Below are 26,175 nucleotides of genomic sequence, written 5' to 3'. Positions count from 1 at the left end.
GGCCCCCTCATTCATGTTAACTTAGCGGTATTGGGCTTTAGCCGATTGATCAGCGGAACCGTCACCGCGATGATCATCAACGTCACGGCCACGGGAAATGGGATCAGAAACAGCCCCAGGACGCCGATGACGAATAGCCAGACCGCCGGCTCTTGAATCCAGCCTTGGAACCGACCGCGGAACGGCCACATCAAAATGATCGCCAAACCGAATGTCAAAAGCGTGATGCCGTTGACCAAAAGATCTTCAAGCGACTCGCGTTGCGTAAACGCCTGCGTCAACGGCGGCCCCTGATCAATCGAATCCAAGCGTCTGATGGCGACCACATCGAAATCGGAAAATCGATGTTGTGCGAACAGCGTCTGCGGCAATCTGGGATTCGATTGCAAGAAGCGTCCGGCCAATTGCAGCAACTGGCGGTCATAGGCATCCCATCGCTTTTGGGCGTCGCGATTGAGACTCGATCCGTCCGCCGCCGTCGGGGACGCCCCCGCCCGACCCGACTCCGACGTCGGCCGAGCGGACGCTGTGGAATCCGCGGCCGCCGGCGCCGTGCTGACGGAAGTCGCGTTGCCCGACGAACTGTCGACCGGTTGCGTGGGTGTCTCGACCATCCGAAACACGTGGCCGCTGCGGCCGGCGATTCCGTGATAGCGGGCAATCCACGGCAACAGCCAACGTTTGATTTCTTCGTCACTTCGTTCGGCCAGCATGTCACGGGAGCGATCGATCGCCGTGACGACACTTTCGGCCAACGCAAAGCCACGCATCGTACCGCGTCGTTCGAGATCACGCTCGGGGCCATCACCGAGACCGACTCGTTGCTCGAGTTTCAATTGTCGATTTTGATCGGCCAGGGGAGCCTGATAAAACGTGACCCAAATGTCTCGCGTCGGCACGCCCACCAAGTCGCTCAAGTAATGGGTGATGGCCCGGCCGGCGACCGGGACTTCGACCAAGACTTCCAACGATTGCGGAAGCCGGCTGTAGGCGAGCGGAACACGCAGCTTGGTTGGAGGTGGCGGTGTTGTCTCATCAGTGCCCTTCTCTGCGTCATCAACCTCGGGGTTAGAATGCAAATCACTCAAGTCCACCTCGCGGCCGGCAGACCAGATTCCGATACAGGTCGCCCCGACCGGCAAAGCGACCGAGACTTCACTACGGGTTTCCGGCAGCACGTCGAATCGCTGTAAGACCAGCGCGTGATCGCCGTCGAGAAACACCCTGGCGTCACAGCACAGGGCAAGCGGATTGATCGTCGCCTGCAACAGTGGTTCCAACTCGATCGACCAGTTGGTTTCGATCGGCGTGTAAAAGGAATAGCGTTCGGGCGATTCGACCTCGTTTTTGAAGGAATCCAACCACCCTGTCGTAGCCTTGACCGAACGCACCGATTGGGCTCGCCATTGAATGGCCTGAGTCGTCAACTGTCCCGGCACCGCGATTCGGTGGTTGCGTAATCTGGCCCCCAGCACCGTCACGGTCGGCACACTGACTCGAACCTGATCTCGGTTCTTCAGGCTACCGGTGATCTGCACGCGGCGGACTTGTTCGTCGCCACGTGCCGCTGGATTGGAATCGTCGGGCATCGCGACTCGGATCACCGTCACGACGTCATCGCTGGACTCGCGTTTCGCCCAGACCCGTGCACCGGTCACGTCCAGATCGGCCGACCAACGTGTCGGCATCGTTAAATCGACGTAGTCGGGTCGCTTGCCGCCGGGCAATTCCAACAGCGTGTCGCAAAACCACTGACCGTCGGAGTAACGCATGCGAGTGATTTGATCACAGGTAAAAATCGAACCGGCGGCGCGACGGCTGACCACGATCTGGTCGTCCGCCGACGGTGTGCCGCCGGGCTGCGAATTCACCACCGGAATCCGCCCGGCCAACAAATCGTCCTTCGTCAACTCGGCTGGCGTCCACTTGTCGGCGGGGTCGTCGCCATCGGGCACCGGGTTCTCGTCGGACGCGTTCTGATGCTGCGTATTTGGGGGTTGGACCACCGTGACGTCGAGCGAGCGTTCACGCGTGATGCGATACGTCTCGTGGGTCTGGCCATCGGAAGCGATCGCGAATCGGGGCAACGAGGTCCGTCCCCGAATCGGGACCAGACTCTCGGCAAACAACTCAATCTTGGTGGTCCCATTGATTCGGTTGTCGCCGATCGCCAATTCGGTCTGAATCCCCGTCGGGGTGTGGACCGTCAGGGGCGTGATGGACGTGACGGCTTCGTCGTTGACAAAACAATTGACCAATCGAAAGCGTGGGGGAATCGAGACTCGGATGCGTTGCAGACTCGGTCTCAGGTCGACCAGATCCGCCTTCAACCGGAGTTCCATCTTGGTCTCGGCGACGTGCAACCGGTGATCCAGTTTGACCGTCGGGGTCGGATATTTATCTTGCAACAGAACGAAGGACGGGAACGTCGCTTCGATCACAAAGGCGCGTTGAATCTTTCCCGGGTAGCCTCGCCAAACGGCCAGAAACTCATCTTCGGTCGCCGGTTGCGATCCCTTTGCCAATTCGGAAACGCGAATCGACGCGGCCGACTCGATGGCGAACAACGTGGGGGATGAACGCTGGGACGCCGACGCAAAGACCTCCGGGATCGGCATCGTTTCACTGTCTTCGGTCGACGTCGGGTCGTTGAGCACCGACGGAAGCCGCCACAACAACCGGATCGGCGTGCTCCTACTGGATTGTTTTTCGAAACGATAGATTCCATTGCCGAGTGTCGCATTGACGCTCGAGGGGCGGTCGGGGCTATCGACAAGATCCGATTCAGCCATCGCCCAACCGACCGACGTCAGACTCGGTGGCGGCCCACCGAGAATCGTCAATTGCACCGTGTCGCCTTCCCGGAGTTTTTCTTCCGGATTGATTTCACACTCGACAATCGTCGATTCGATCCCGGCCGAAATCCGATAGGCTCGGCTTAGGCTCTGTGCGGCGGTCTGCCCGGGACGCTTGACCGGCCGACACCGAATCGACAGCTCACGGATCGGCCCCAAGTCGGCTTCGTATCGCCCCAATTCGGGACGGAACAACGACCGCCCCAATGGATCACCGAGCGAATCGACCTGAATTTCACGCGGCGCCTCGACGATCAAGGTTGCCGAATGAATCGCCGGAATCGCCAATCGGATCACCGTGGTCGCCATCCCCGGCAACACGTCACCGTTGGCGATGTCATTGAACAGGTCGGGACCGCCGAGCGAATCTCCGCCGTCGCGAGTCTCCGACAACGGGCGGTCAAGGCCATCCGCTCTTGCGTTGACGTTCCGCGAGTCGCCGCCGAGCGTCAAAACCGACGGCAGATACGTCAGACGCAGCAGGCTCTGGCGACTCGACGGAATGGCCGCGGTCACCATGCCGCGTTCGTCGACGGTGAATCGGATGATTTGCGTTTCGCCATCCCCCACCCATTCAATTCGACGCAACGAGTCGGCACGGACGGGCAGTCGCACGCGTGTCGACTCCCGCACCAATTGAATTTGATAGTCGGCTTGAACTTCTGCCGTGATCGAACCGGACGCATCGCGTGGGGGCGTCAACACGACGCGGTACTCGGCCGATTGAAATTGGGCGTCGACCGGGCGATCAGGATCAACGACCGAACGAATCGATTCATAATCCGCTCGCGACAGGTAAACCTTATCCCCGACGGGCGCGTAGTCCGCAGACAACGGCACCAACAACTCGATCGGATCGTTCTGCGGGGGCTCGCCGGCACCGCTACTGTCGATCTCACGACGCGGTTCCTTACCGGACGAATCCTGCGCCGTCGCAACACCGGATCCTGCGGCAAGCATCCCGATCATCAGCATCAAAATGGAACGCGTCACCGAGACCGAAAAGTCCGCCGATCGATCATGCGCACTTCGCTGCGACCCGGTGTCGTCCGGCCCTAGCGCCCCACTCTTGCCATTGCTCGTCGTCTTGTCCCGCTGGCCTCGATCCGCCATCACCACCTGCAACAAGGCCGCGGCGGCAAGCGGCACCGCGACCCAAGCCACGATCGCGTGCTGGGCGGGCCACCAGATGATCGATCCACTGATCGACGTCACCACCAGCACAAACAGCGTGTGAATCCCCAACGAGAACCAGCGTGCGATCGACCAGCCCAAACAGAACACGACCGTCGCGGTCAGCCACCCCAGTCCGATGGCCGCGTCTCGCGAGACCAAAATCAACTCCGGCCCTTCCGCCGATTCCTCCGATCCACCGGCCTGCGACGCCAGCAGGTTCGACGACGAGACGCGGTGCACGAGCAGCGTTCCCGCACCGGCCTGAAAGGTAGCTTGATTGCGAATCACGTTGCCTTCCACTTCGACACGAGGAATCGGGCAACGTCGAAACCAACCGCTCGACGAGTGACGTCGACGCATCACAACGGAGATCTGATCACTTTGTTTTTCTGGGTTGATCCAAATCTCACCGACGCCGATGCGATCGGGCACGTAGCTGGCGTTGTTTCTGGAAACCGACACGAGTTCCAACTCTTCGTCAAACAGAACATGAACCGGTTTGCGAGTCGAAACGTCGGCAACCAAGTAAAACAGATCTTCAATGCGGCTGTTAGCGACGACCTCGAAACGCTGGTCCCAAATCAAAGTCGCCGCGGCGTCCCGACGCGCCCGACGCAATCGGATCTCCGGACGAAGCAGCGGTTCGTATCGCAGATGTTGCGGTTGGTCTCCGAATGTCTGCAAGGAATCGGTCGATTCCGACCCGGGCACCAATTGAACGCCCGGAGGGATTTCGGTCACCTCCCAACTGGCATCGATCGTGACCTCGGCGGTCTGCCCGCGCGTCCGTCGCACGCTCGGCAGCGAAAGCGTCAACTGGTCCTCGACGGGAAAGTACCGTCGTCCGACCAATTCGTATTGGCGCAGGTCACGGCCTTCGAGCCTGATGACATAGGTCCCCAGCGGATCCAACGGCATCCGCTGGACACTGGAACCGGGCAGACTGACGGTTGCCGATTGATCGGTGCGGCGAAGCGACCAATTGAATTCCTCTTGCCGAGCGTTTCCGGTCAGTACCGAGAGTTCCGAGATCGGCTGCGTCGTCTCGGCACGGACGACAATCGTTTCGACCACGTCGTTGCCCTCAGTTTGAATCACATGACGTAAGGCCACGCCGAAGGAATCATCGACCGGTTCCAAGGTGACCGCGGGGATCTCGCCGGTGGGACTGCGGATCAACAGGGTTTCCGATGTGGGCTGAAAAAAGGCGATCGATTCTTCGTCCAGCGTCGAAGACTCGAAGCGTCCCGGAAGCATGACCGAATTGCCATCCCATCGCCGCAGCGGTGGAGGTTGGATCGAGATCAGATGAGAACCGACATGCTGCTCGGGGCGCACGATCCAAGTCGAATTCATCGACAACCGGTTGCGATTCCTCGGCAAATTTTTTCGCGCAATCACCTCGACTTCAAACGTCGCCTGCGCCGACTCGCTGGGTGTCGGCCAAATGACCCATTGATTGGCACCGACGGGCACCGTGATTCGGCGTCCCGAACCGAGAACTGTGACCGAGTCGACGTTCCAGTCGGGGTTGACGTCCATGCGAAAAGGCGACTGATGGTTTTGCAACAATCGGCATCGAATGCGGCTGTTGGACCGGACCTCCGGGGCCGGGGTCTGCTGGACACGCAATCGCGTCCAAATCGCCTCGATGAATCGCTCTTCCTTTTCAATCAATCTCAACCGCGACCAGGTCGCATCCGCGTGAGCGGATTGCGGTGGCGGACCATCGGCGATCAACAAGGTTTCTCCGGCGCGGGTCGGTGTCTGAATCGATTGCCGCCATGTCGGTGGCAAGTCCCATTGTGCGACTTCCAATGGGTCCATCACCGCCACGATGGTTTGCGTCGACGCTTCGGTCCACAGCACGTTCGGCTCGACCGGCGTCACCGACGGCAACTCGCAAATGCCATCGCTGAGATCCCACGTCGACGTCCCTTCGATCGTCAACGTCACCACCCCCGACGCCAGTTCGGGGCGGAGCGTTCCGCCGGTCGCGTTGGCGGTCGACGAATCCATGACTCCGGCGACGTTGCCGGGCAGATCGACATCGATCAACGATTGCCCGTCTTCACGACGCAACACCTGATAAGGAGCTTCGATCGAGTTGACTCGGATCGCCGTGACGGTCCCCAACGGCGAACGCAGGCGCAGTCGGTTGCCTTGGCGAGGGAACTGGAGCGTCATGCGGTGGATCCACGAAACGCCCGATAAATCCACCTCGTATTGCTTGGACTCTCGGCGGATGAACAACGGTTGATCGGTATCGTCACGAGACCGTCGCCGCGCAAAAATCTCCAGCCGATTCAGGCCACCGGCTTCCAACACATACCATCGGATGTCACCGGTACGGGTCTGGACATCCGCATCCGGTGGCGGGCCGGGACGTTCGACCAACACCCCCTGGCTGGATTCCAAAACGATGTCGCTGGGTGTTGAAATGACCAATCGCGTCTGTGATGTCCGTGGCAATCGCAAATCAAAGCGTTTCGCCGCGCCCAAGGATTGGCTCCGCAGCGTCCATCCGAAGCGAATTTCGGATTGAGTCCAACCGTCGGAAACGACGTCCGCCGACGAGCGGTTGCCCGCAGCCCCGCCCGCCTCTTGCGTTACTCCCTGAGACGCTACTCCTTGAGTTGCTGCCCGCTGTGATGCGGTGGGATCGTTGGCGGTCATCGGCTTGGGGATCACCGCAATCAACTCGCCCGCGGCATCGATTTCCAGCCGGGGCAAATTCACCGTCGACGCTGACAGCGGCGAACGCAGTCCGCCGGCGGAGTCCGTGATTGCCAAATTGACCTGTCCCAGCGTCCGCCGAATGATCGGGCGACGCCTGTGCTCGAGCACCAACTTGCTGCCCTCGCTGATCAGCAGATCTTCGTCGAGCCGAATATCATAAAACCCGCTGACCAATCGGGCCTGATCGGAATCCGCGAACCGCTCGGTGCCCGTTCCGATCGCCTCACGCAATTCACTGATCGAGACCGCACGAAAATCGGGTGGCACCAAATCGACGATCTGTGACAGGAACACTCCGATCGGTCGCAGCGGCCGACCGTCGCGGTCACGATGCGGTAGCGGCAGCGTCAAACGCTCGCGCAGTGCCGTTGCCGGCGCCGCTGCCGCATCGCCCGGGTCAGCATCTGTGCCCCCAGAACCGGAACGCTCCCCCGTCATCTCCTCCGTCTCTCCCTCCTCCGTCATCCCCTCCGTCTCTCCCTCCTCCGTCATCCCCTCCGTCTCTCCCTCCTCCGTCATCCCCTCCGTCTCTCCCTCCTCCGTCTCTCCCTCCTCCGTCTCTCCCTCCTCCGTGTCTTCCTCCTCCGTGTCTTCCGTCTCCGTGTCTCCGCTCTCCGTGTCTCCGCTCTCCGCCGGTTGCACGACCGCCGGTGTCGGTGCATCGCCTTGCTCTTGTTGACCGAACCCGGTCCCCGTCCACAGCGTCGCGCAACCGATCACGGCCAACAAGCACAGCGACACGGACTGAATTGCGGAGAAACGCAAAGCACCGCCATCGGAAACGGTCGTCGTACCCGACGAGGACGCCCCGGCGTGCCCGACCTGGCAAGCCTTGTTGTCGCTCACCGGGCGGGTCATGAAGCCACCTCGTTGGCCGATTTGGAGACGTCGTCCGGGCCGATCGAATGCGTCACGGCGATACTGCTGGGCGGACGATAATCGGGCGGTTGACGGCGGCTTTGTGTCGACGCGTCGAGCCGCGATTCACGCGTGCTGGTCAACACACGAGAGGGTGTGGGCAAGACCAGGTTGCGGATGGCCAGCATCACGATCACCAACACCAACGATAACATCGAGACTTGTCCGACCAGGATTGCGGCATCGGGAGCCGCGGCCAGCAGGCCCGCAAAACAGACAATCGCGACGACCGCCGAGAACGGATTGCGGGTCGCGGGAATGTAGGTCAACACGGCGGTGACAAACACGATCACGCCGGCAACGATCATCCACAGGATGGTTCGGGTGCCGACCAACGCCCGGAACGAGCGGTCATCCATCGCAGAAAACAAATAGCGATTGCCGATCGGCATCGGACTCAGATTGACGAGATCGGGCTGCGTCGCGGCGATCCGATTGATCAGCGTGGTCTCGGTCATCAGCGGGCTGCGAATCAACCGCCAGCGGTCAAACCCCCACTGCATCTCACGTCCGACCGAAGGCGTCGCCCACACCAGATGGCAATCCGAGGGGACCGTCATCTGCCAAACAAGTTGCCCGGCCCCCGGACCGACATGCGCCAGCGGGACGATGGTCTGAAACAGTCCGCCGCTGGTACGGTCGACCCATAGTCGCACATCGATCAGGTGCTGCTGCGTGTCGGAGGGGACGCGCACGACCAAGCGTTCTCCCACCATTTTGAACGCCGCGGGTTCACCGTTGAGCGTGACTTGGATTTCGGTTTGGTCGGGATACAAGAGTTCCAATTCGAATTCGCCGGTCCCCTCCAGATTGGCGATCAATTGATCGTGCTGCGAGATTTCGCTGATCGCCGTTCGCACCACAATCTTGCCGGTCAGCAATTCGCTGCTGGCCGGTGCCCGTGGCGAAATCCGCAACGGAACCGTTTTGGTCGGCAGCGTGCGAAAGACCAACTGATCGGTCAGCGATTTCTCCGCCGGGGTGATGTCATGCGACTCGCCTCCCAACAATTCCAACTCGACCTTGCCCCGCAACGTGATGTCTTGAACCAGCGGATACGGCAACCCGATTTCGACCAGGGTTTCTGAGGTTTCAGGATTGAAGGTCACGGATTCCGAATGAATGAACCGCACCTCCATTTTGCCATCGGCGAGCGCATCGGAAACCAGATCGTATTGCTTGGTCTGCGACGACGGCGTTGCAGGCTCCTGCTCCGAGTCCTGCTGGCTGTTCTCGACCGCGGCTGATGATTCAGACTCGACCACCAGCAGCTTTGCCGCACGGTCATTCACTTCGACGGACCATTGATTTCGCGTCGCGCCCGCTGCTGCCGTGACATCCTCGGTGGCCGGTCCATCCGCTGAGGTGCCCGACGAGGCAGCTCCGGCAACGGATTTGATCGGCTCGGGGATCGCGACCCTCAATCGCCCTTCCAGGTCGACGGGGGTTTCGATCAACCACGTGACGGTCGTCACCAATTGATCACCGATCAACTTGACGTTGGCTTGGTTTTCCAGACTGATGCGGGGCGGACGCTCGACCAGTTCCCCGACGATGCGGGCGGCCGATTCCGGAGGCATCACGGCGAACACTCGGATCGCGTCTGCAGCCCGCGGATCGTCCGCCGAGGCGCGATCACCGTTGCCGACGCGTTCCAATCCGCTGCCGGTTGCCGAATCTGCCGATCGCTCCAGATTGACCGAGCGTTCCAAATCGACGACGAACGAACGCCGCCCTTTACCGGACAGCCGGACGATGGCTTCTTGAATCGTGATCGGATCGCGACGGTCCCCCGAACCGACGATCCGCGGCACCGGCAATTCGATCCGCTGATCATCCTGCGGCGTCGACGCCTCCTGGATCGGACGCCGCGCCTTGATCAGCACCGGAATGCTCTCTTCCATCCCCGTGTAACTGACTTCGATTTCGATCAAGTCGTCCGATTCGTACCACGGAAGCGGAGCACCGGTGCGAGCATTTTCAATTTGGGTCACCTGCCAATCCGACAAATCGACGCTTAACAATTGAGAGCGATTGCCGTTTCCGACCGATCGAATCTCCATCGCCAAATTCGCATAGCTGTCCTGCAACTCGATGTCACACTCGCTGGAAACGCGAAACTCACGTTTGGTCGCGTCCAACCAAACCGGCAACGTGAACGCACCGCGAATGAATTGAAAGGAATAGCTCCGCTGATCGACCGTCGTTTCCTCCTCGACGGCCGGCGTGGTGTTCTTGACATACGATCGTTGATGCCACCGCAATCGATAATCCGCGCCCGTGGTGATGTTGATCGTGCCCTGGTTGCGAAGCGCCTGCTCGACGACGGGGACCTGCAACGACAACGGTTTCTTGACCGTCGGTGAATCACTCGGAAGCTCCAATCGAAACTCCAACACGATGCTCTGCCGACGCTCGAACTTGGGGATCGTGACCAGAAACAGTTCGTCGTCGCCGGCGTCGGGTTTGGAGAGTTCGACTTGCTGACCGAATTGTCCGCTGGTGATCAATTTCGGCTCGTCGCGCAACGAGGCGCCCGGCGGCAGCCGGAGTTTAAAACTGGAGATCGGACCGCGCGAATCACGCACCGTCATCTTCACGTTTTGCAACAACTGATCCTGCGGAGAATTCCATTGCATCGAAATCCCGCTGGTCGCTTCCAACAACGGTACCGAAACGGGACGATCCATCGTGCCCCACTGAAGCGTGAAACGGCCACCGCTGCTGATCACCTTGAACTGGCTGCGTCCCGTTTTGTCGGTCGACGTTTCAATGACTTCATCGTCTCGATTGGGAATCACACCGACGACGTCGCGTGAATCACTGATCAAGTTGATTTCTGTCGCCGCAGGCGGCAAGCGAAAATCCAAGGCGTGCAGCACATCGGTCTCGACACGAGCCGACATCTGCATGCGGAATCCGACGACGACGGTGTCCTGGGCGACCGAGGCGAGCAATTCATAATCCCCCGAATCCTGGTCGACCGACACGGCCAACTTGTTGCCGTTCTCGGCGCCGGAAAAGAACTCCACCGGTCCCAGGCGGTGAAAGTTCTCCATCGCCAACGGAATTTCGATCGTCTCTTCCGCGGTCGCGTCAACTGCCACACGCACCTCCACCGACAACTCCGCCCGATTGCCATCGACACGCCCGTCAATCTTGACCGTGTCATAGACGTAGCGACGGGTCTGGTTCTTGCCGCCCCGCTCCAGTTCCAGATACCGCTCGTAGTTCATCCCCGGGGCATAGATCGCGTTCTCGGAAACATCCAAAAACATCATCCCCTTGATCGGCAACTTTCCCGAATCGGCCGGCGGCGCCGAGGGGCGGAGGATTTCCGGGGGCGGATACGTCCCCGGCGGCTGCCCCTGGCTCGGCCCCGCCATCGCCAGCGACCATAACACTCCGGCGTACACCAACACCGACGCAGCAATCGATCCGGCCGACATCAATGCCGCCGAAAAGATATTCGTTACCGAATCGGTGCGATTCATAAACCAGGTGGACTCGATACGGTCTGCGGCAAAGCGGCGAGCCGACCGGGACTCGCGAGCAAGCAGCACGTGGCGGAAATAGAAAGGAGCAGGAAGCGGCCCATGCTTGCGTCAATGGCGGACCATCCGTTCAGGAAACACCCCTTTAGTTTACGCAAACCACGCAACCGGAAACAGCAAAAGCGCGCCCTTCCGGCCGGGATTTCGTCGGTCCGCCCTCGGCCCGGGACTCTTAAGTCATCCAACCGCACCATTCTGCAACATCGTCACATTCGTCCCAGCTGCCCCACCATTGGCGATGCCCCACCACTGGCCGGACGGGTCAAAGGGCAGGCCGACGAGTGCTTTGTTCCATTTCAACGTTCGGGTCGATGAGAGATTCGCGAAAAGGGGTCAGACCCCGATAGTGCGAAGCACCCTTCGGGCCGTTCCGGCTATTGGGGTCTGCCCCCTGTTCGCTGGCCAACCCTGATTTCAAATTGAAACGAACGACTAGTTCAGCGGCAGCGGGCTTTCCGTCAACGCGTCGATCGCGGCGCTGATCCACTTCGCGTCGATCTGCGTGCCGGCACGATTGACAATCAGCCACGGTCGGGCCCGTCGAATCACGCCCTTTTCCAGAAACTCGCCGAACAACGTCACGCGCTGCGGTGGTTCGCGGTCGATCGACCCCGATTCTCCGGCATCCTGGGGCCCAAGAATGGCCGCTACGGCGCAATCGCCACTGTTGGCGTGATGGACTCGGCATTGCGATGCAGCAACGCCCTCGCCGCGGGCCCCCACGCTAGCGGGCAAGACCAGATCAAGCGTGGGGTGAGCATCCAACAGCGTCGTCTGGATCGAAATCAGTAATTCAAAACAAGCATGGGTCGGGTCGGCGGCGAACCCGCTCCATTGAACCGGCCGGACGACCAATCGAAACCCGAACTGACTGTCGTCGGATTGGGGAAAGGCCAGGTGCAACTCGTCGCCACGGACGAATTGTTCATCCAAACGCGGCAACGTTTGGTCGCCCGGGACGACCAACCGGACGGACTGGTCCCCAACGTGGAGTGCGACGCCGTCGCGACCTCCACGGGCTTCGATTCGCCAAACCGAATCGTCGATCTGCCAAGCCGCGATGCCGATTCGATTGGGGGCCGTCAACCACATTCCATTCAGCTCGCGTATTCGGCGCCGAAGAATTCTTTGCTGTCGTCGACGTTCGGCTTGATCGTGCGAGCACCTTCCTGCCAGTTGGCCGGGCAAACTTCGCCGTTTTCTTCAAAGTACTGAAGCGCCTTGACCATTCGCAGGGCTTCGTCAACGCTCCGCCCCAACGGCAGGTCATTGACCACTTGGTGCCGCACCACGCCTTCTTTGTCGATCAAGAACAGACCGCGCAAGGCGACACCACCGTCGAGCAAGACGTCGTAGTCACGCGAAATCTGTTTGCTCAAATCCGAAACCAACGGGTATTCGGTCTTGCCGATCCCGCCGGCGTTTCGCGGCGTATTGGTCCACGCCAGATGGCTGAAGTGGCTGTCCACCGAGACACCCAGGATTTGCACGCCCAGCTCGGCGAAATCCGAGGCGCGATCGGAAAACGCGATGATCTCGGTCGGGCAGACGAAGGTGAAATCCAGCGGCCAAAAGAACAGCAGGACGTACTTGCCCTTGTAATCGCTCAAGGAGATTTCTTTGAACTGGCCGTCGGGCAGAACGGCTTGTGCTTTGAAGTCAGGGGCCTGTTGGGTAACCAATACGCTCATAGGACCGGTCAAAACTCGCAGTCGAGGAAGGTTCGAGGTGAACGGCGACTCCAGACGAGTCGCCCTAGCCGGGCGGAGCGTGAACGCTCCGCCGCTACCCCACACTATCGAGCAGGTGCAAGTTTCGGACAAGCGGGCAGAGAAAAAACGCCCGCCCTGATCCGTCGGCCGCAATCATTCCGCCGGCGGTCGGCGCGGTCGTTCCCCGCCGGGCGTGTCCCCGCCGCGGTCCGCACCCGGTCGATCACCGCCGGGCCGGCCACCGCCGCCTCGACGCATGTTGGCCATCCGCGCTTGCATCGCCTTTTCGATCTCTTCACGCGACAATTTGCCGTCTTCGTTGGTGTCGGCACGGTCCAGCATCTGGGCCATCCGTTCCGGCAACTCGTCGGCCGCCAGCAAGCCATCGCCGTCCTTGTCCTGGGTCATCAATCGATCCAACATGGCTTTGGGATCGCCTAATCCAGGCCCCCGTCCTCCCGGACCACGGTCTCCCGGACCACGGTCTCCCGGCCCACGCCCTTCGGCGGCATCTCCCGGCCCGGGCCCTCGTCCGGCGTCACCGTCGCGGGGTCCGCGCCCGCCGGGACCTCCCGGGCCACCCGGACCGCGGTCGCCAAATCCGCGTCCACCGGGACCGCCACGTGACGGAACCATCTCTGCCAAATCAATTTTGCCGTCTTTGTTTTTGTCCAGTGTTTTCAGTGCTGCGCTGGCACCGGCGATTTCTTCCTTCGAAATCACGCCGTCTTTGTCAGCGTCCAGAGCAGCGATCACCGGCAGCCGCAGCAGCATCTCCGGTCCCGGGCCGCCCGGTCCTCCGGGGCCGCCGAATCCTCCGCGGGGGCCGGCCTGGTCGCCCCGCTCTCCCTGTTCACCGCGTCGGCCGCGGGGGCCCCCACGTTGGCCTGCCCCATCTCCCTCGCGGGCCTCGGCACGACCGCGTCGCCGGCCCTCCTCGGACTCCTGTGCCATGGAATGGGAAGCGGAAATCGCGACGGCGAGCCCTGCGACACCGCAGAGGGTCAACCGCAGGGCGGTCTTGGTTCGAATCTTCATTGGATGGTTTCCCGGCGTGATGAGCAAACGTCTGGCGGCCAACAACCTCGATTGCCGCCTGTTTCGCAAGACTCGAAGATACTTGACCAACACGTCCCTCAATGTGACGGCGTTGGCGGTAGAATCGAGAGTGCGAAGGCCGACAAAGGTGTCGGCCCCGTGATTGAACGCTGGGCGATCGCCATGGTTTCGCAGCACAGCCCAATTTATCACTGTCAGCCTATCGAAGTCCTGTCAGCTGAATTCAGCCGCGTCGGCCGACCAAAGCTGGACCGACCGATTTCCTTCGCCAAACCACTCAACACTTCCGGGCAAATCGATGAGTGAACCCGACCATGATCCGCCAGAATTGTTCGACAATGATGGCAGCTATCTTTGTGACAGCTGCGGCGAAGAAATCGTGATCCCTTTGGACCCGGCCGCCGGCCACTCCCAAACCTTCGTCGAGGATTGCCCGGTTTGCTGCAACCCGAGCGTGATACATGTCGATTGGGACGGCTGCGAAGCACGCGTTTGGGCGGAATCCGAACAAGACCGCTTCTGAGCGGCGTCCCCCAGTTCCCTTTTCCGTTTGCCCTGCACCCGTTGCCCCGAGACCGTTAAGTTAACATCCCCGAGGAAGCCCGGACGCCGGCGCGAACCGGCTGATCTCAAACGATGATCAGCCGTTTGGCGCAAGCCGACGGCCCCAACCCACAGAAACGACGCTTCGCTTAGCGGTATTGCCCTTTGCACTGCGTCCCCGCGAGAACACCCTCCATGCGACTTCCACCCTGGGCCATTGAAGCAATCCGTAATGGCGTTGCCGACGTGGCCCGCAAAGCGAGCGACACCGAAACGATCGTGCGAGTCAAGGCACAGGCCGCCGAACTGCTTCGCGACCTTCCCGAAAATGCCTCCCGCAGCATCGACGCGCTCGTCAAAACGGCCAGCGAGACCGCGCGCGGCGCGATCGACCAGGGCCGCGAATCGGTGCTCCGCTGGACCGAGCGTCAGACCGATCTGGCGGTTCGCTGCCTCAATGCCGGAGGCGTGCTGCTTTCCCGCCGAGGCTGCGGGATTTCCGTTTCGGATCATGTGTTACAACACGGCTGCAACGTGCTTCGCGGCGATTGCGTCGACAACGACCTGAAACAACAACTGAACCGGTCGCTGGCACGTTTGCTCGATGTCGACGGCCACGCCGTCGCCGTGGCCACCAGCCTCGATGCGGCGATCGCGTCGCTGACCGTCTTGGCCAACGAGCGAAAACTGGTCATGCACCGCAGCCAAGCGATTCGATTGCCGTCGGGCACACCGCTGCCCGATGCGTTCCCCGGCCTGACGCTGACCGAATGCGGCGGGGTCCAAACGTTGGAGCCGAGTGACTTTGACGGCATCGACCACGCCTGCGTGATCCTGGCCGACGATGGCATTCACCCCGTCACGGCGATTGCATTGAAAGGCCGCGACATGATCAGCGTCGCCGTCCTTCCCGTTGCCACGATTCATCAACGCCATGAATCCATCCCCAGCGCCGAAACGCTGCTGCGGTCCGGAATCGATTTGGTCGTCCTGCCCGGCGGCCCGCTGACCGGCGGCACAACGGCAGGCATCCTGGCCGGAAAAAAATCGCTGATCGAATCCATTCAACAGGACAGTCGCTGGAACACGCACGCCGCATCCGCCGGAATCGTGGCGATGACGGTCGCCGCGATGACCGCTCCCGATCCCAGCCCGTTGTCGGTTCTGATCGAGACCGGCGAAGACAACTTGCGCAATCGCGCCGAACGGATGGCGACCCGGCTGACGGCCGACACATCGATCACCAGTTGTCAGATCACCGATCGATCGGCCCGGCTTGTCGCCGGCGCCCGCTGGGAGTTCCCCTCACGGCAACTCAACCTCCGCCACCAAACAATGTCGGCCGAACACTGGGCGGATCAACTGATCAAACAAAACCCCGCCGTGCTGACCACGATCGACGGTGAGAACCTGGTGATCGACTTTCGCTGGCTGCCCGCCAGCGAAGATTCCATCCTCGCCGACGCGCTGGGTTGCAGTGAAAGCAGCGAGACGTCGGCCGTCGGGACCGATGGTCACTAGTGCTGTGTCAGCCAGCTCCACTCACTGGCCGACCTGACCAGAACTTGCCGATCTCCCAAGCGTAACCACTCGGGATGAAGCGTTCGAATCCGGCGCCCGGATAGTTAGTCAGCTCACCGATGTACAGCTGCTCTCCGATCACGTAGTAGTCGACGCGCAGGAACTCGAACGGCTCGGCCAGGGTCTCGGCCAGCTCGATCATGCGTGGCAAGCACGCAGGACGCGGATCAGGTTCGTGCTTCTGCAGCGTCCAACGCGCCGGCAGCGGGTTCCATTGTGGGTCGTACACGTTGCGAGTGTGCTGAGCGAAGCGGCCGCGGTCCACCTGCAGGAAACGCACCTTGCCGCCGATGACATAGGCCTTGTAGTCGGGCGGCAGTCCGCCGCGGTCGTCGCTCAACAACGTCTCTGCCATCAACCGACGTGGTACACCACGATAGCACCATTCGCGATTGACGTGGCTGTAGCAGCGTCTCAGCCAGCAGCGCATCCGGTCCCGCACCTCGTCCTCGTCAAGCTCGTCCTCGGCCCGTACGATCAGCACCCGACCACTGGCAGCGGTGGGCTTGAGCACGAACGGGCGCGGCAGTTCCGACAGCGGCACGTCTTCGGGCCGGTTCCACACGCCCAGCAGCGGCACCAGCACATCAGCACCGACGCGGGCGGCAATGTAGTGACGCGACTCAATCTTGTCGGCGGGAATGCGCAGCATCGGATCGCGACAGCGCAGCATGTATTCGTGGATGTGCTCATTGAAGCTGTGGGGGTGCCGATAATCGGGCCAGGTGCCGAAGAAGATGCGATAGCCCAGACGCAGGTAGACGCTGTCCGGGAACGGCCGCAGCAGGACGCGGCCGATGCTCACCGACAGCTTGCGTAAGTTGTGTTCCCGCCAATAGCGCACCAGCGCCGTGACGAAACTTCGCAGACCTCGCCGCCGGCGTTTGGGCGGTTCGCATGGATGATTGGACAGAGCTTCGATGCTGACGGTTGTCTTCGTTCGGCTTACATGAGAGCCCGTGCTACGACGGGGGCCTAGAGGTGACATGAGTAACCGATCTAAAATTTGATCACTCGCAATCGATCGAAAGCGCCCCTCCCTCCGCTAAAAATACGCTAAAGAACCAAGGCTCTCAAGACAAGAACCGAAGACGTTGAACAGCTGGACATTGTGGCACTGGTCGCAGAAACCAGAACTTGAGCCGAAGCGACAGTCACTGAAACACGCAAGCCGCGACCGCCGGAGTCGTCGCCATGACGGTCGTCGCCATGACAGCCCCAACCCCCAGCCCCCCAACCCCCCAACCCCCAACCCGTTGTCGGTCTTGATCGATACCGGCGAAGACGCCACCCTGGCCGACGCATTGGGTTCCCGTGAAGCATCCGAGACGGCTGCCGTCCGCACCAATGGTCACTAAGACAGCAGCCGCTTCGAACCAGAGCGTCTTCAAAAAATCCAGCCCAAAGTATCCGTAGTCCTGGCCGTCAATGGAAGTTTGTCCTAATACCAAAACAAAGCCTTGGTGAGCGGAGGTGTATCGCATTCATTCGCAGACTAGCGAGGACTTCAACGCGACGCATGATGACTGACATGTTCGCGTCTGACCGACGCCCCAGCCCGCCCCGGCGTCGGCCACCGGGGCGTGATTCGTCATGCCGGAATCTCGCGTCGGTGTCTAGCACCTCCTGCAGTTCGAGGATCGCCTGGAATGCTGAGGTTGGTCCAACCGAAGCGGCGAAGGGAATCGCGGTCGATAGGACCAATCGGACAGATGGGACCCATACGTCCTATGTGTCCTATTGCACGATCGTTGCCCCGGCGGGAAAGCATCAAGCAACAACGCGGGCGCTCCGGTTTCATCGACCGGAGTAGCAGCCAGACGATCGGTCTGGTGCGTCCCGGTCGATGAAGCCGGAGCTGTGATCTCAGAAAATTACCCAGCGATGCCCAAGTGGTCGATTCTGTGCTGGATGACATCCGTGGGTTCGCGCTGCCATCCGTGGGTTCGCCCCGTAGGATTGATCGGATCAGTCGTCTTGGACCGATCCCATCACTTCACTTGCGAGCACCGGTCACCGTTTTGCGTCTTCCATCGACGCCTTGATCTTGCCGGGCGTGGGGATTTGCAACGCGATCCCGAGCACCGCCAACACGATCGGGATCAGATGGGCCAAGTTGTAGTCGATGAACATCAGAACGGCGTTGATGATCGCCGGGCCCTCCACCAACGCTTGGCCGATCAGCGTGTACGTCGCGACCGTGCCGACAAAGGCTCGCCCCGACGGTGGCAGCGGTGAATCGCCTTCCAGCGGTCGCGGCAACTCCTCGGCGGACGCCCTGAGCTGCGCCGCCGCCTGGTTCTTCATGATTCCGCGCAGCACAATCGCGGCCCCCGCGGCGGCGACGAAGATGCCATAACCGATGATCAGAAACAGCATCGCGTCAGCGTCAAATCGCAGCAGTTGCTGATCTTCGGGAGGATTCGAGAACACCAGATAAGCCAGAATCACCGTGATCGTCACGACGCCGCTGATCAGCGCCAGTGAAATCACGGTACCGACTCGCGCCGCCGCATTGATCGTCCCAGCCGATTGCCCTTGCGGGAACAATCCCCCTGGCGTCGCCGAACTTGCCGGGTAAGGATTCTGTGCTGGATCATTCATGTCGTAATCGCTCGCCCTGTTTTTTGTTTTCTGACGGATCGCTTGTGCGTCTGTACTATACCGATCATTTCGAATTGCCGTTGCCGCCGACGCACCGATTTCCGATGGACAAGTACCGGCGTCTGCGACGTCACGTCGCGACCAGCGATGCCCATCGGAACGATGTCTTGCTGGTGCCACCGGCGGCCACGGATGATCAACTGCGTCTCTGTCACGACACGAACTACATCGCCCGCGTGGCAGAGGGCAGCTTGTCGACTCCGGAAATTCGGCGGATCGGATTCCCCTGGTCACCCAAAATGGTCCAGCGGTCACGGCGCAGCACCGGTGCGACCATCGCGGCCTCCCGGAGCGCCTTGGCCGACGGCATTGCCGCCAATCTGGCCGGCGGCACGCATCATGCATTTGCCGACGCCGGTGAAGGATACTGCGTGTTTAACGACGCGGCGGTCGCGATACGAACATTGCAATCAGAATCGCTGATCAAGCGTGCCTGTGTGATCGACTTGGACGTTCACCAGGGCAACGGCACCGCGTCAATCCTCGCCGCTGACGCCTCGGCGATCACGATGTCGATGCACGGGGCGAAAAATTTCCCGCTCCGCAAGGTGCCCAGCGATCTGGATGTTCCGCTGGACGACGGCACCGACGACGACGCATACTTGGAAAAACTTTCTCAAGCCCTCGGCACACTCGATCGCTGGCGGGCCGACGGCGAATTCGATTTGGCGATCTACCTGGCCGGAGCAGACCCCTACGTCGGCGACCGTCTGGGGCGAATGCGTCTGTCGAAATCCGGCCTGGCCGAGCGTGACCGTGCCGTCTTGCAGTGGTGCACTGACCGCACGATCCCCGTTGCGATCGCGATGAGCGGCGGTTACGCGCCGGACATCGATGAGATCGTCTCCATCCACGCCGCAACACTGCAAATCGCCAGCGGCCTGGCGGCGGGGCGATAGTGCTAAGGGAAGCGTCGTATTCTTTGGCTCGGGCCCGTAGGCTCGTGCCATTCCGCTCACGCCTGCGGTGGCGTGCCCCCGAACGGGGTCAAAGCCAGTAGCCGGAGGTGAGCGCAGCGACACCTCCGGACACCCGGCGCCCCGCACGACGCGACCCCGGAGGGTGTCGAAGCGAATCGCGTCTGAACCCGCGGACCCGGCCTGCCACTCTGATTGGACGAGCATTCCGATCAACGCTTTCGGCAAGGCGGACTGCCGCACCGCCGGCGGCTGGATTCGCTGCGACCCCGCCCGGGGTCGATGGGAATCCCGCGACGGACTCCCGGAGGTGGCGCTCCGCTGACCTCCGGCTACTCGCTGCCATCCCTCCGGGATATTGGAATCGCTCGCGCGATTCGTTGACAACAAACGGAGTGCCCATGGTTAGCGGCATCGCCCAACCCCTTCTCCAAAATTCTTTGAAACACCCGCCCGACGCGTCCGCTTGGTTCTTCAGTCAAGGACAACGAATGCGGCGAGTGACTCGACGGACTGCCGCCTTCTCAATTCAAACTCTCTGTCGAATCGCGTGAAGGTCTAGAACCATGTTGAAACGAATCCTGTTCGCTGTCGCTCCGTTGGTGATGATTTTTGGCTCGGTCAGTGCCGATGACGACTTGTTGCAATCACTCGCCACCCTGGACACCAATCTGATCGCCGCGGCGGAGGCTTCGGCCGACAACGTCACGGACGATCAAGACAACTTCGGACAAGCCGACGTCGACGCCTTGCTGGGCGATGACGACAAAGACGAAGACACCATCGCCGCCTGCTTCCGACGCGTCGGATACGGCTACGGTTATTCGTCCAGCTATCGCAGCTACGGATACAGCTACGGTTACAGCCGCGGCTACAGCTACTACCGTCCGTCTTACAGCTATCACTGCTACCGACCGGTCTCGTACACGTACTACCACCCCGTGACCTACCACGTCCCGGTCTACACCAGCTACTGGGCGTGCTACTAAGCCCGTAGCGTCCCCGAACACATGCATCCGCAAGCATGGTTATCCACAGGCCCGGCGAGTGCACTGAATCACTCACCGGGCCTGTTTTTTTGACAGCCCCCAAAACTCTCACGAGACAAATCTCATGAAACGTCATTCTCTCCTTTGCCGGTGGATGTTCGCGGTGATCGCGGGCACCCTGGTCGGCAATTCCCTGGCCGTCGCACATGCCGACGAAGCCGCACTGCGACGATTGCTTCACGGCCCCGATCGTTGCGACCACGTGATTCCGATGCTGCTTCGTCACGGTGTCAACAACGAATCCAGTCCGGCCACGGCGATGAACACGTTTCATCCCTACGGTCCGATTGCGATCCCGGCGGCCGAACTGGGCGATCTGGAACTGATTTCGATCACGCGTCATGCCGATGCGGCGGCTGGATGTGGTCCATCGTTCGACCTGGTCATCAAGAACTGCAGCACACGTGATGTCTGCGGTCCGCACGTCACGCTGGTCGGACTGTTGGGGCGCATCCGTCCGACCAGCCCCAACGTGACGACCAAACTTGAATCGATACCGGCCGGGCAGGCCATACAAGTCACCGCGACGTTGCCGATCCAGTCGCTCGCGATGGGCAATCTGAACGGGCAAGCGATCGCCATGAACCAAGTCTTGGTCGTCCTCGACAGCTTTGATCAATTCTTGGAATCCAACGAAGCGAATAACTTGCGGTTGTACGATGCCGCAACGATTCCGGTGGCGGCGACCGCGGTCATTGAACCGACGGTCACGACGGAAACGACGACACCGGATCAGGCGACCAATGCGTCGCAACCGGTCGCCGAACCAGCTTCGCCGAGTGATTCTGGCTTGGGACTTTCCTCGCCCGACCTGCGTTCGGCGATCGACCAGTTCACCGATGGAAACACCGCGGGGTAAGGACCGTTGGGAGGAACAGTGCGTGATGACAGGCTGGAAGCCTATCCCACTCGTTCCCAGGCTCCGCCTGGGAACGAGTTGAGGCTCAGGGTCGCCTCTCGTCGCGCGATGGATCGCAATGCGACGAGAGGTTTTTTCATAGCGACAAAATCGAATCCTGCTTACTCGACAGCACCGGCGCCAGCACCGAGCATTGGCGGAGGATGTATCGATAGGCGGAGAACGCGGCAAACAAGCCCAAGCCGGTCGCCGCAATCGCGATCAACATCACGTGCTTGGCGGCCTCGTTGCTGACCAACAACAGCGTCGCGCCAAGCAACGGCACCAGACAGGCCAACAACAAGTAACGCTCACATCGACGAACCAGCGTGGCGACATGTTGGTCAAAGTTTGGATCTTTCAATTTCGAGCGGACCATCCGCGGATACAGCACGGAGATGGCGTAGATGCTCAACCCGAAAAACGGATAGATCGCCGCGACGCCGCCGCAGATGACATGGGACAAAAAGAAGTGTCCGACTTCGCGACGAGAAAACTCGGAGTGCATGTACGACAAGATACTCGGATACAGCACCGCCGCCAGACACCACAGCATACCACCGATGACGGCGGCACGATGAGCAAGTTCCAGCGCCGACGAGAGGTCTTCCTCGGTCGCTTCATTCCCGGCGGAGGTCGATTCGAGCCCTTTGACCACGCGACTGGTGTAATAAATCGCCAGCACCACCGCCAAGGGATAGGCGACCGAGTTGATACACAACACCAGCGTGATGAACGTCGTCTCCAACCCCTCGACTTCCTTGAACAATGCTTCCAACGTGTCCTTGTTGTTGTAGAAAAATCCGTACAGCCCGGCGATGGCGTTGGGCACCAGGATCATCGTCGCGGCGACCCACCAGGGCGACTGACGACTGAGCCAACCCTGCCAGCTTTCCGGTTCTGGATCAAACAATTGTGCCGCGTCGGGGTGCAGTGCCAAGATCAATCGGGCTTCCATTTCCGCTCCCGATCCGATCCGATCGTTGGGATCGAAAGCCAGCGTTTGCCGCAGAATCTTTTCCAACAACCTCGCCAGGGCGTCTTCGCTTTGCGACGACGGGGCGCTCAGCGACGAGCGGGCGGTAAGCTGCTGCTCGACCGCATCGGTCCAGGATTTCGGCCGCCCTTCGGATTCGAACGGGCGTCTGCCTTGCCAAAGTTCCCACAACAAGATCGCCAGCGAATACAAGTCGGCTTTCGGTCCCACCTCCTCGACCGCCGAGAACGTCGTCGCGGAGATCGCGCGGAGGTGCTCGGGCGCCATGTAACCGATCGAACCGCCGAAACTGCTGGCCGCTCCGGCCCGTCCGGCGCTGCCGGAAAAGCTGACGTTGAAATCGGCCAATTTGGGAACACCCTCGGCCGACAACAAAACGTTGGCCGGTTTGACGTCGCGGTGCATCACGCCACGTCGGTGGGCGCTCTCAAGCGCGCGAGACAATTGGATTCCGACCCAGGCAACGGCCATCGGCCAAGACATCGTCCGCAGTGCTTCCCGCAGCGCCGATCGTTCAGGAACCGCCTGGGCGGTCTTTAACAATGACCGATCGACCGCTTGCAAGATCATCTCGCCGGATCGATCCCAAGGCCGCGTGTGACGCACGCGTTCGACCACGTCGGCCAACGTTCCGCCGGGATGGAACTGCATGTACAACAGGTGCGACGGCGGGTCGTCGAGCATCCGTTGATCATAGACGCGGACGATGTTCAGATGATCAAACTGAGCCAATGCCTGGGGTTCGTCACCGGTGCCCTTGGAAACCTTCAACGCCACCAATCGACTCATCGACAGCTGGCGGGCCAAGTACACGTTGGCGAACGCGCCGCTGCCGAGCGTCTGGATGATCACAAAGTCATCGACCTGTTGCCCGATTTGAAACTCGGGCGGGCGTTTGCGATAGGCGACCGCGGCGGTCGCTTCGGGTTTTGCGCTCAACTGCCCGCCCAGCAGTTCGGCGATCATCGAGTCGTGTTGGGGAAACCGTTTGGCATAGTCGGCCGGATCAAGCACTTCGCCAGCCTCCTTACGCAACTGAATTTCCTCCATCAACAAATCCAGCGGTACATCCGCCGCGGTCATCACGTCGGAAAAATGCGTCAAGTAATCTTCGACGCGCGGCGTCACGCCCAGCTGTGATCCGGTGACCGTGGCTTCGGAGACACTGGCCATGTCCAATTTGATCAATTCGACCAACAGGAATCGCCGGGTTGCCAGATCGACATCGGGCAGAAACCGCATCAGTTCCTGTGGCGAACTCAACGGAGCGGCTTGCAGGTATTGCTCCAGAGCCTGTTCCAACAACTCATCCATCTGGTCCAGATCGATCGGCGACGGACCGTCGGATTCCCGATTCGGGACGTCGGTGGTCGCGTTGGGATCCACCGACCGGGCCGAACCGGCAGCCGGCCCGGATGCGTCGTCAGTAATGGGTGTCCTGTCGGTCATGGAACGGAGTAGACGAGCAGGAGAGCGTTTGCCGCGTGCAAACCGCCGGTCGGTTGATCTCCGTTATACTCGTTGGTGACGATTCACGCACCCGCTGCGGAGCTGCCCAACTGCTGCGGAGCTGCCCAACTGCTGCGGATCAACCCAACCGTTGCGGATCAATCCTGAGCCTTGCCAACCCTTGCCATCAAGACGATTTGAAATGTCCGATGAATCCTCTGCTGAATCGGCGTTGATCGAGCGGATCAAACAAAACGATGCGACGGCGCTGGCGGAATACATCCGGCTGCACCACGCCCAGCTATCCGGTTTCGTGCGATCGATCACCGGCGAACACCTGCTGGCTGTCGTCGAAGTCGATGATTTGGTCCAGGAAGTCTCCGCCGCAGCCCTTGCCGGCCTGGAGACCGCTCCGCTGGAGGAGTATTCGCCGATGGACTGGCTGCAACAACTCGCCCGCCGACGCGTCATCGATGCCCATCGCTTTCATTTTGATGCCAAGCGACGCGATGTGAATCGACAACAATCCCTCAACGCCGCCGGCAGCGGCAGATCCTCCGGCGATTCCGCCCCCGGGCTGGAACAACTGCTGGCCGCCAGCATGACCAGCCCCAGCGCGGCGTTCAGCCGAGACGTGCGGATGATGCGAATGCAAGCGGCCGTCGAGTCGCTCGGTGAAGAGCAACGACAAGCGATTCGAATGCGCTATGCCGAAGGATTGCCGACCAAGAAGATCGCCGAAAAACTCGGCAAAAGCGACGTGTCGGTTCGTGTCCTGCTCTCGCGCAGCATGCGACAGTTGGAAAAGATCCTCGAGGACGTCCGCCCGACTCGGGAATAACAGGGCGGAGAGAGGGTTGGCAGAATCATTTGGGGCATAGCGGCCAGGAGGCGGGAGCCTCCACGACAGTGCGTTCCCAGGCAGGAGCCTGGGAACGAGATGCAATAGACGGCCCCCTACCAGCCACGCCCCCCATCGTTTTGCCCCCATCGTTTTGCCCCCATCGTTTTGCCCCCATCGTTTTGCCCCCATCGTTTTGCCCCCATCGTTTTGCCCCCATCGTTCCCCCGACGTCATTCCCCCGACTTCAAACGGCCCTGCTTTTCCCACATCGCTTGCCGCTCGGCGAAGCGTCGCTTGCGTTCTTCCGAGATCTCGTTGACGCAATTGGGGCAGTGCACGCCGGCCTTAAAATCCGGGTGCTGCTGATCCTCTTTCGACACCGGCCATCCACAGGCGAAACACATCACGTGCTCGCCCTCGGCCAATCCGTGGCCGACCGAAACGCGCTGGTCGAACACGAAGCAGTCGCCGTTCCACTTTGACTCCTCCGGCGGGACGGTTTCCAAATACTTCAAGATACCGCCGCGGAGGTGGTAGACCTCTTGGAACCCTTTTTGTTTCAGCAGCGCCGTCGACTTTTCACAGCGGATTCCGCCGGTGCAGTACATCGCGACCTTTTTTTGCTTGGACGGATCGAGCTGCTGGTCGACAAACTCGGGAAACTCGCGAAAGGATTCCGTGTGCGGATTCTGGGCACCTTCGAAGCTGCCGATGGAGATCTCGTATTCGTTTCGGGTATCGACCAGGACGACCTCGGGATCGGAAATCAAATCGTTCCAGTCCCGCGGATCGACATACGTTCCGACCGATTCTTGAGGATCGATCCCCTCCACGCCCATCGTCACGATCTCGCGTTTCAATCGGACTCGGCTGCGTCGAAACGGTTGTTCGGCACACCTGGATTCTTTGACGTCCAGATCCGCAAACTCGGGAATCGACCGCAAGTGGTCCAGCACGGCATCGATGCCGGCGCGCGAGCCCGCGATGGTCCCATTGATGCCTTCGGTCGCCAACAACAACGATCCCTTGACGTTGTTCTCGACAAGCACCGCTTCGATCGACGGTCGCAAGTCTTGGAAGTGCGGCAAGGCGACGAATCGGTACAGCGCCGCGACGACAATCGGCAGATCGTCGCCGGTCCGTTCGTGTGGTTCGTTGGACATCGTGATGAGCAGTGAATCTGGTCCGCGAAACGGGACGCGTTGGTGTCCAGCCTTTAG

Annotated in this window: 16 protein-coding genes; 7 read left to right on the top strand and 9 right to left on the bottom strand. The window is 60.8% G+C overall.

The features are described 5' to 3' along the window. Window positions 1–11 precede the first annotated feature (11 nt). The 5 genes from NZK35_RS24415 to NZK35_RS24395 form a co-directional block, all read right to left on the bottom strand. On the bottom strand, window positions 12–7,628 hold the full coding sequence (locus tag NZK35_RS24415; protein WP_259635142.1) for a hypothetical protein: 7,617 nt from the start codon (window positions 7,626–7,628) through the stop codon (window positions 12–14). Further along, window positions 7,625–11,182, bottom strand: a complete 3,558-nt coding sequence (locus NZK35_RS24410) for a hypothetical protein (RefSeq protein WP_259635141.1) — start codon at window positions 11,180–11,182, stop codon at window positions 7,625–7,627. Before NZK35_RS24410 ends, NZK35_RS24415 begins: the two co-directional genes overlap by 4 nt. Before the next feature lie 492 nt (window positions 11,183–11,674). Continuing rightward, complete coding sequence (locus tag NZK35_RS24405) at window positions 11,675–12,334, bottom strand: hypothetical protein (RefSeq protein WP_259635140.1); 660 nt, start codon at window positions 12,332–12,334, stop codon at window positions 11,675–11,677. 5 nt (window positions 12,335–12,339) lie between these two features. Further along, on the bottom strand, window positions 12,340–12,933 hold the full coding sequence (locus NZK35_RS24400; protein ID WP_145219450.1) for a peroxiredoxin: 594 nt from the start codon (window positions 12,931–12,933) through the stop codon (window positions 12,340–12,342). 174 nt (window positions 12,934–13,107) lie between these two features. Further along, on the bottom strand, window positions 13,108–13,992 hold the full coding sequence (locus NZK35_RS24395; protein WP_259635139.1) for an EF-hand domain-containing protein: 885 nt from the start codon (window positions 13,990–13,992) through the stop codon (window positions 13,108–13,110). Window positions 13,993–14,311: 319 nt separating this feature from the next. Here NZK35_RS24395 and NZK35_RS24390 point away from each other — a divergent pair, with 319 nt between their 5' ends. Together NZK35_RS24390 and NZK35_RS24385 are read left to right on the top strand one after the other, a co-directional pair. Then, entirely contained in the window at window positions 14,312–14,536 is a 225-nt protein-coding gene (locus tag NZK35_RS24390; protein WP_259635138.1) for a CPXCG motif-containing cysteine-rich protein, read from the top strand. Between the two features lie 215 nt (window positions 14,537–14,751). Continuing rightward, a complete protein-coding gene (locus NZK35_RS24385; protein ID WP_259635137.1) occupies window positions 14,752–16,077 on the top strand; it encodes a hypothetical protein in 1,326 nt (441 codons plus the stop codon). 7 nt (window positions 16,078–16,084) lie between these two features. On the opposite strand, the gene NZK35_RS24380 is transcribed toward NZK35_RS24385, so the two are convergent. Then, window positions 16,085–16,942, bottom strand: a complete 858-nt coding sequence (locus tag NZK35_RS24380) for an ATP-grasp fold amidoligase family protein (RefSeq protein WP_259635136.1) — start codon at window positions 16,940–16,942, stop codon at window positions 16,085–16,087. A 289-nt stretch (window positions 16,943–17,231) separates the two neighbouring features. On the opposite strand from NZK35_RS24380, the gene NZK35_RS24375 reads away from it, so the two are divergent. Next, window positions 17,232–17,495: a hypothetical protein gene (locus NZK35_RS24375; RefSeq protein WP_259635135.1), complete on the top strand. Its 264-nt coding sequence runs from the start codon at window positions 17,232–17,234 to the stop codon at window positions 17,493–17,495. Between the two features lie 655 nt (window positions 17,496–18,150). Here NZK35_RS24375 and NZK35_RS24370 read toward each other — a convergent pair. Beyond that, on the bottom strand, window positions 18,151–18,741 hold the full coding sequence (locus NZK35_RS24370) for a hypothetical protein (protein WP_259635134.1): 591 nt from the start codon (window positions 18,739–18,741) through the stop codon (window positions 18,151–18,153). 44 nt (window positions 18,742–18,785) lie between these two features. Here NZK35_RS24370 and NZK35_RS24365 point away from each other — a divergent pair, with 44 nt between their 5' ends. The 3 genes from NZK35_RS24365 to NZK35_RS24355 all read left to right on the top strand — a co-directional run bounded on the left by NZK35_RS24365 (window position 18,786) and on the right by NZK35_RS24355 (window position 21,626). After that, a complete protein-coding gene (locus NZK35_RS24365) occupies window positions 18,786–19,700 on the top strand; it encodes a histone deacetylase family protein (RefSeq protein WP_259635133.1) in 915 nt (304 codons plus the stop codon). Window positions 19,701–20,284: 584 nt separating this feature from the next. Continuing rightward, a complete protein-coding gene (locus NZK35_RS24360) occupies window positions 20,285–20,707 on the top strand; it encodes a hypothetical protein (RefSeq protein ID WP_259635132.1) in 423 nt (140 codons plus the stop codon). Between the two features lie 124 nt (window positions 20,708–20,831). Next, window positions 20,832–21,626 carry a hypothetical protein gene (locus NZK35_RS24355; protein WP_259635131.1) on the top strand — a complete coding sequence of 265 codons (795 nt, stop codon included), beginning with the start codon at window positions 20,832–20,834 and terminating at the stop codon, window positions 21,624–21,626. Window positions 21,627–21,762: 136 nt separating this feature from the next. Here NZK35_RS24355 and NZK35_RS24350 read toward each other — a convergent pair whose 3' ends face one another. Next, window positions 21,763–24,111: a serine/threonine-protein kinase gene (locus tag NZK35_RS24350; protein WP_259635130.1), complete on the bottom strand. Its 2,349-nt coding sequence runs from the start codon at window positions 24,109–24,111 to the stop codon at window positions 21,763–21,765. Window positions 24,112–24,313: 202 nt separating this feature from the next. Here NZK35_RS24350 and NZK35_RS24345 point away from each other — a divergent pair, with 202 nt between their 5' ends. Next, window positions 24,314–24,952 carry an RNA polymerase sigma factor gene (locus NZK35_RS24345; RefSeq protein ID WP_259635129.1) on the top strand — a complete coding sequence of 213 codons (639 nt, stop codon included), beginning with the start codon at window positions 24,314–24,316 and terminating at the stop codon, window positions 24,950–24,952. A gap of 233 nt (window positions 24,953–25,185) precedes the next feature. Here the strand turns inward: NZK35_RS24345 and trhO are convergent, their stop codons facing one another. After that, entirely contained in the window at window positions 25,186–26,118 is a 933-nt protein-coding gene (trhO, locus tag NZK35_RS24340; RefSeq protein WP_259635144.1) for an oxygen-dependent tRNA uridine(34) hydroxylase TrhO, read from the bottom strand. Window positions 26,119–26,175: the final 57 nt, after the last annotated feature.

This window comes from Stieleria sedimenti (genome assembly GCF_025060895.1).
Lineage (GTDB): Bacteria > Planctomycetota > Planctomycetia > Pirellulales > Pirellulaceae > Stieleria > Stieleria sedimenti.
The sequence above is the reverse complement of the archived record's forward strand: the minus strand, read 5'-3'. Positions and strand labels throughout refer to the sequence as shown.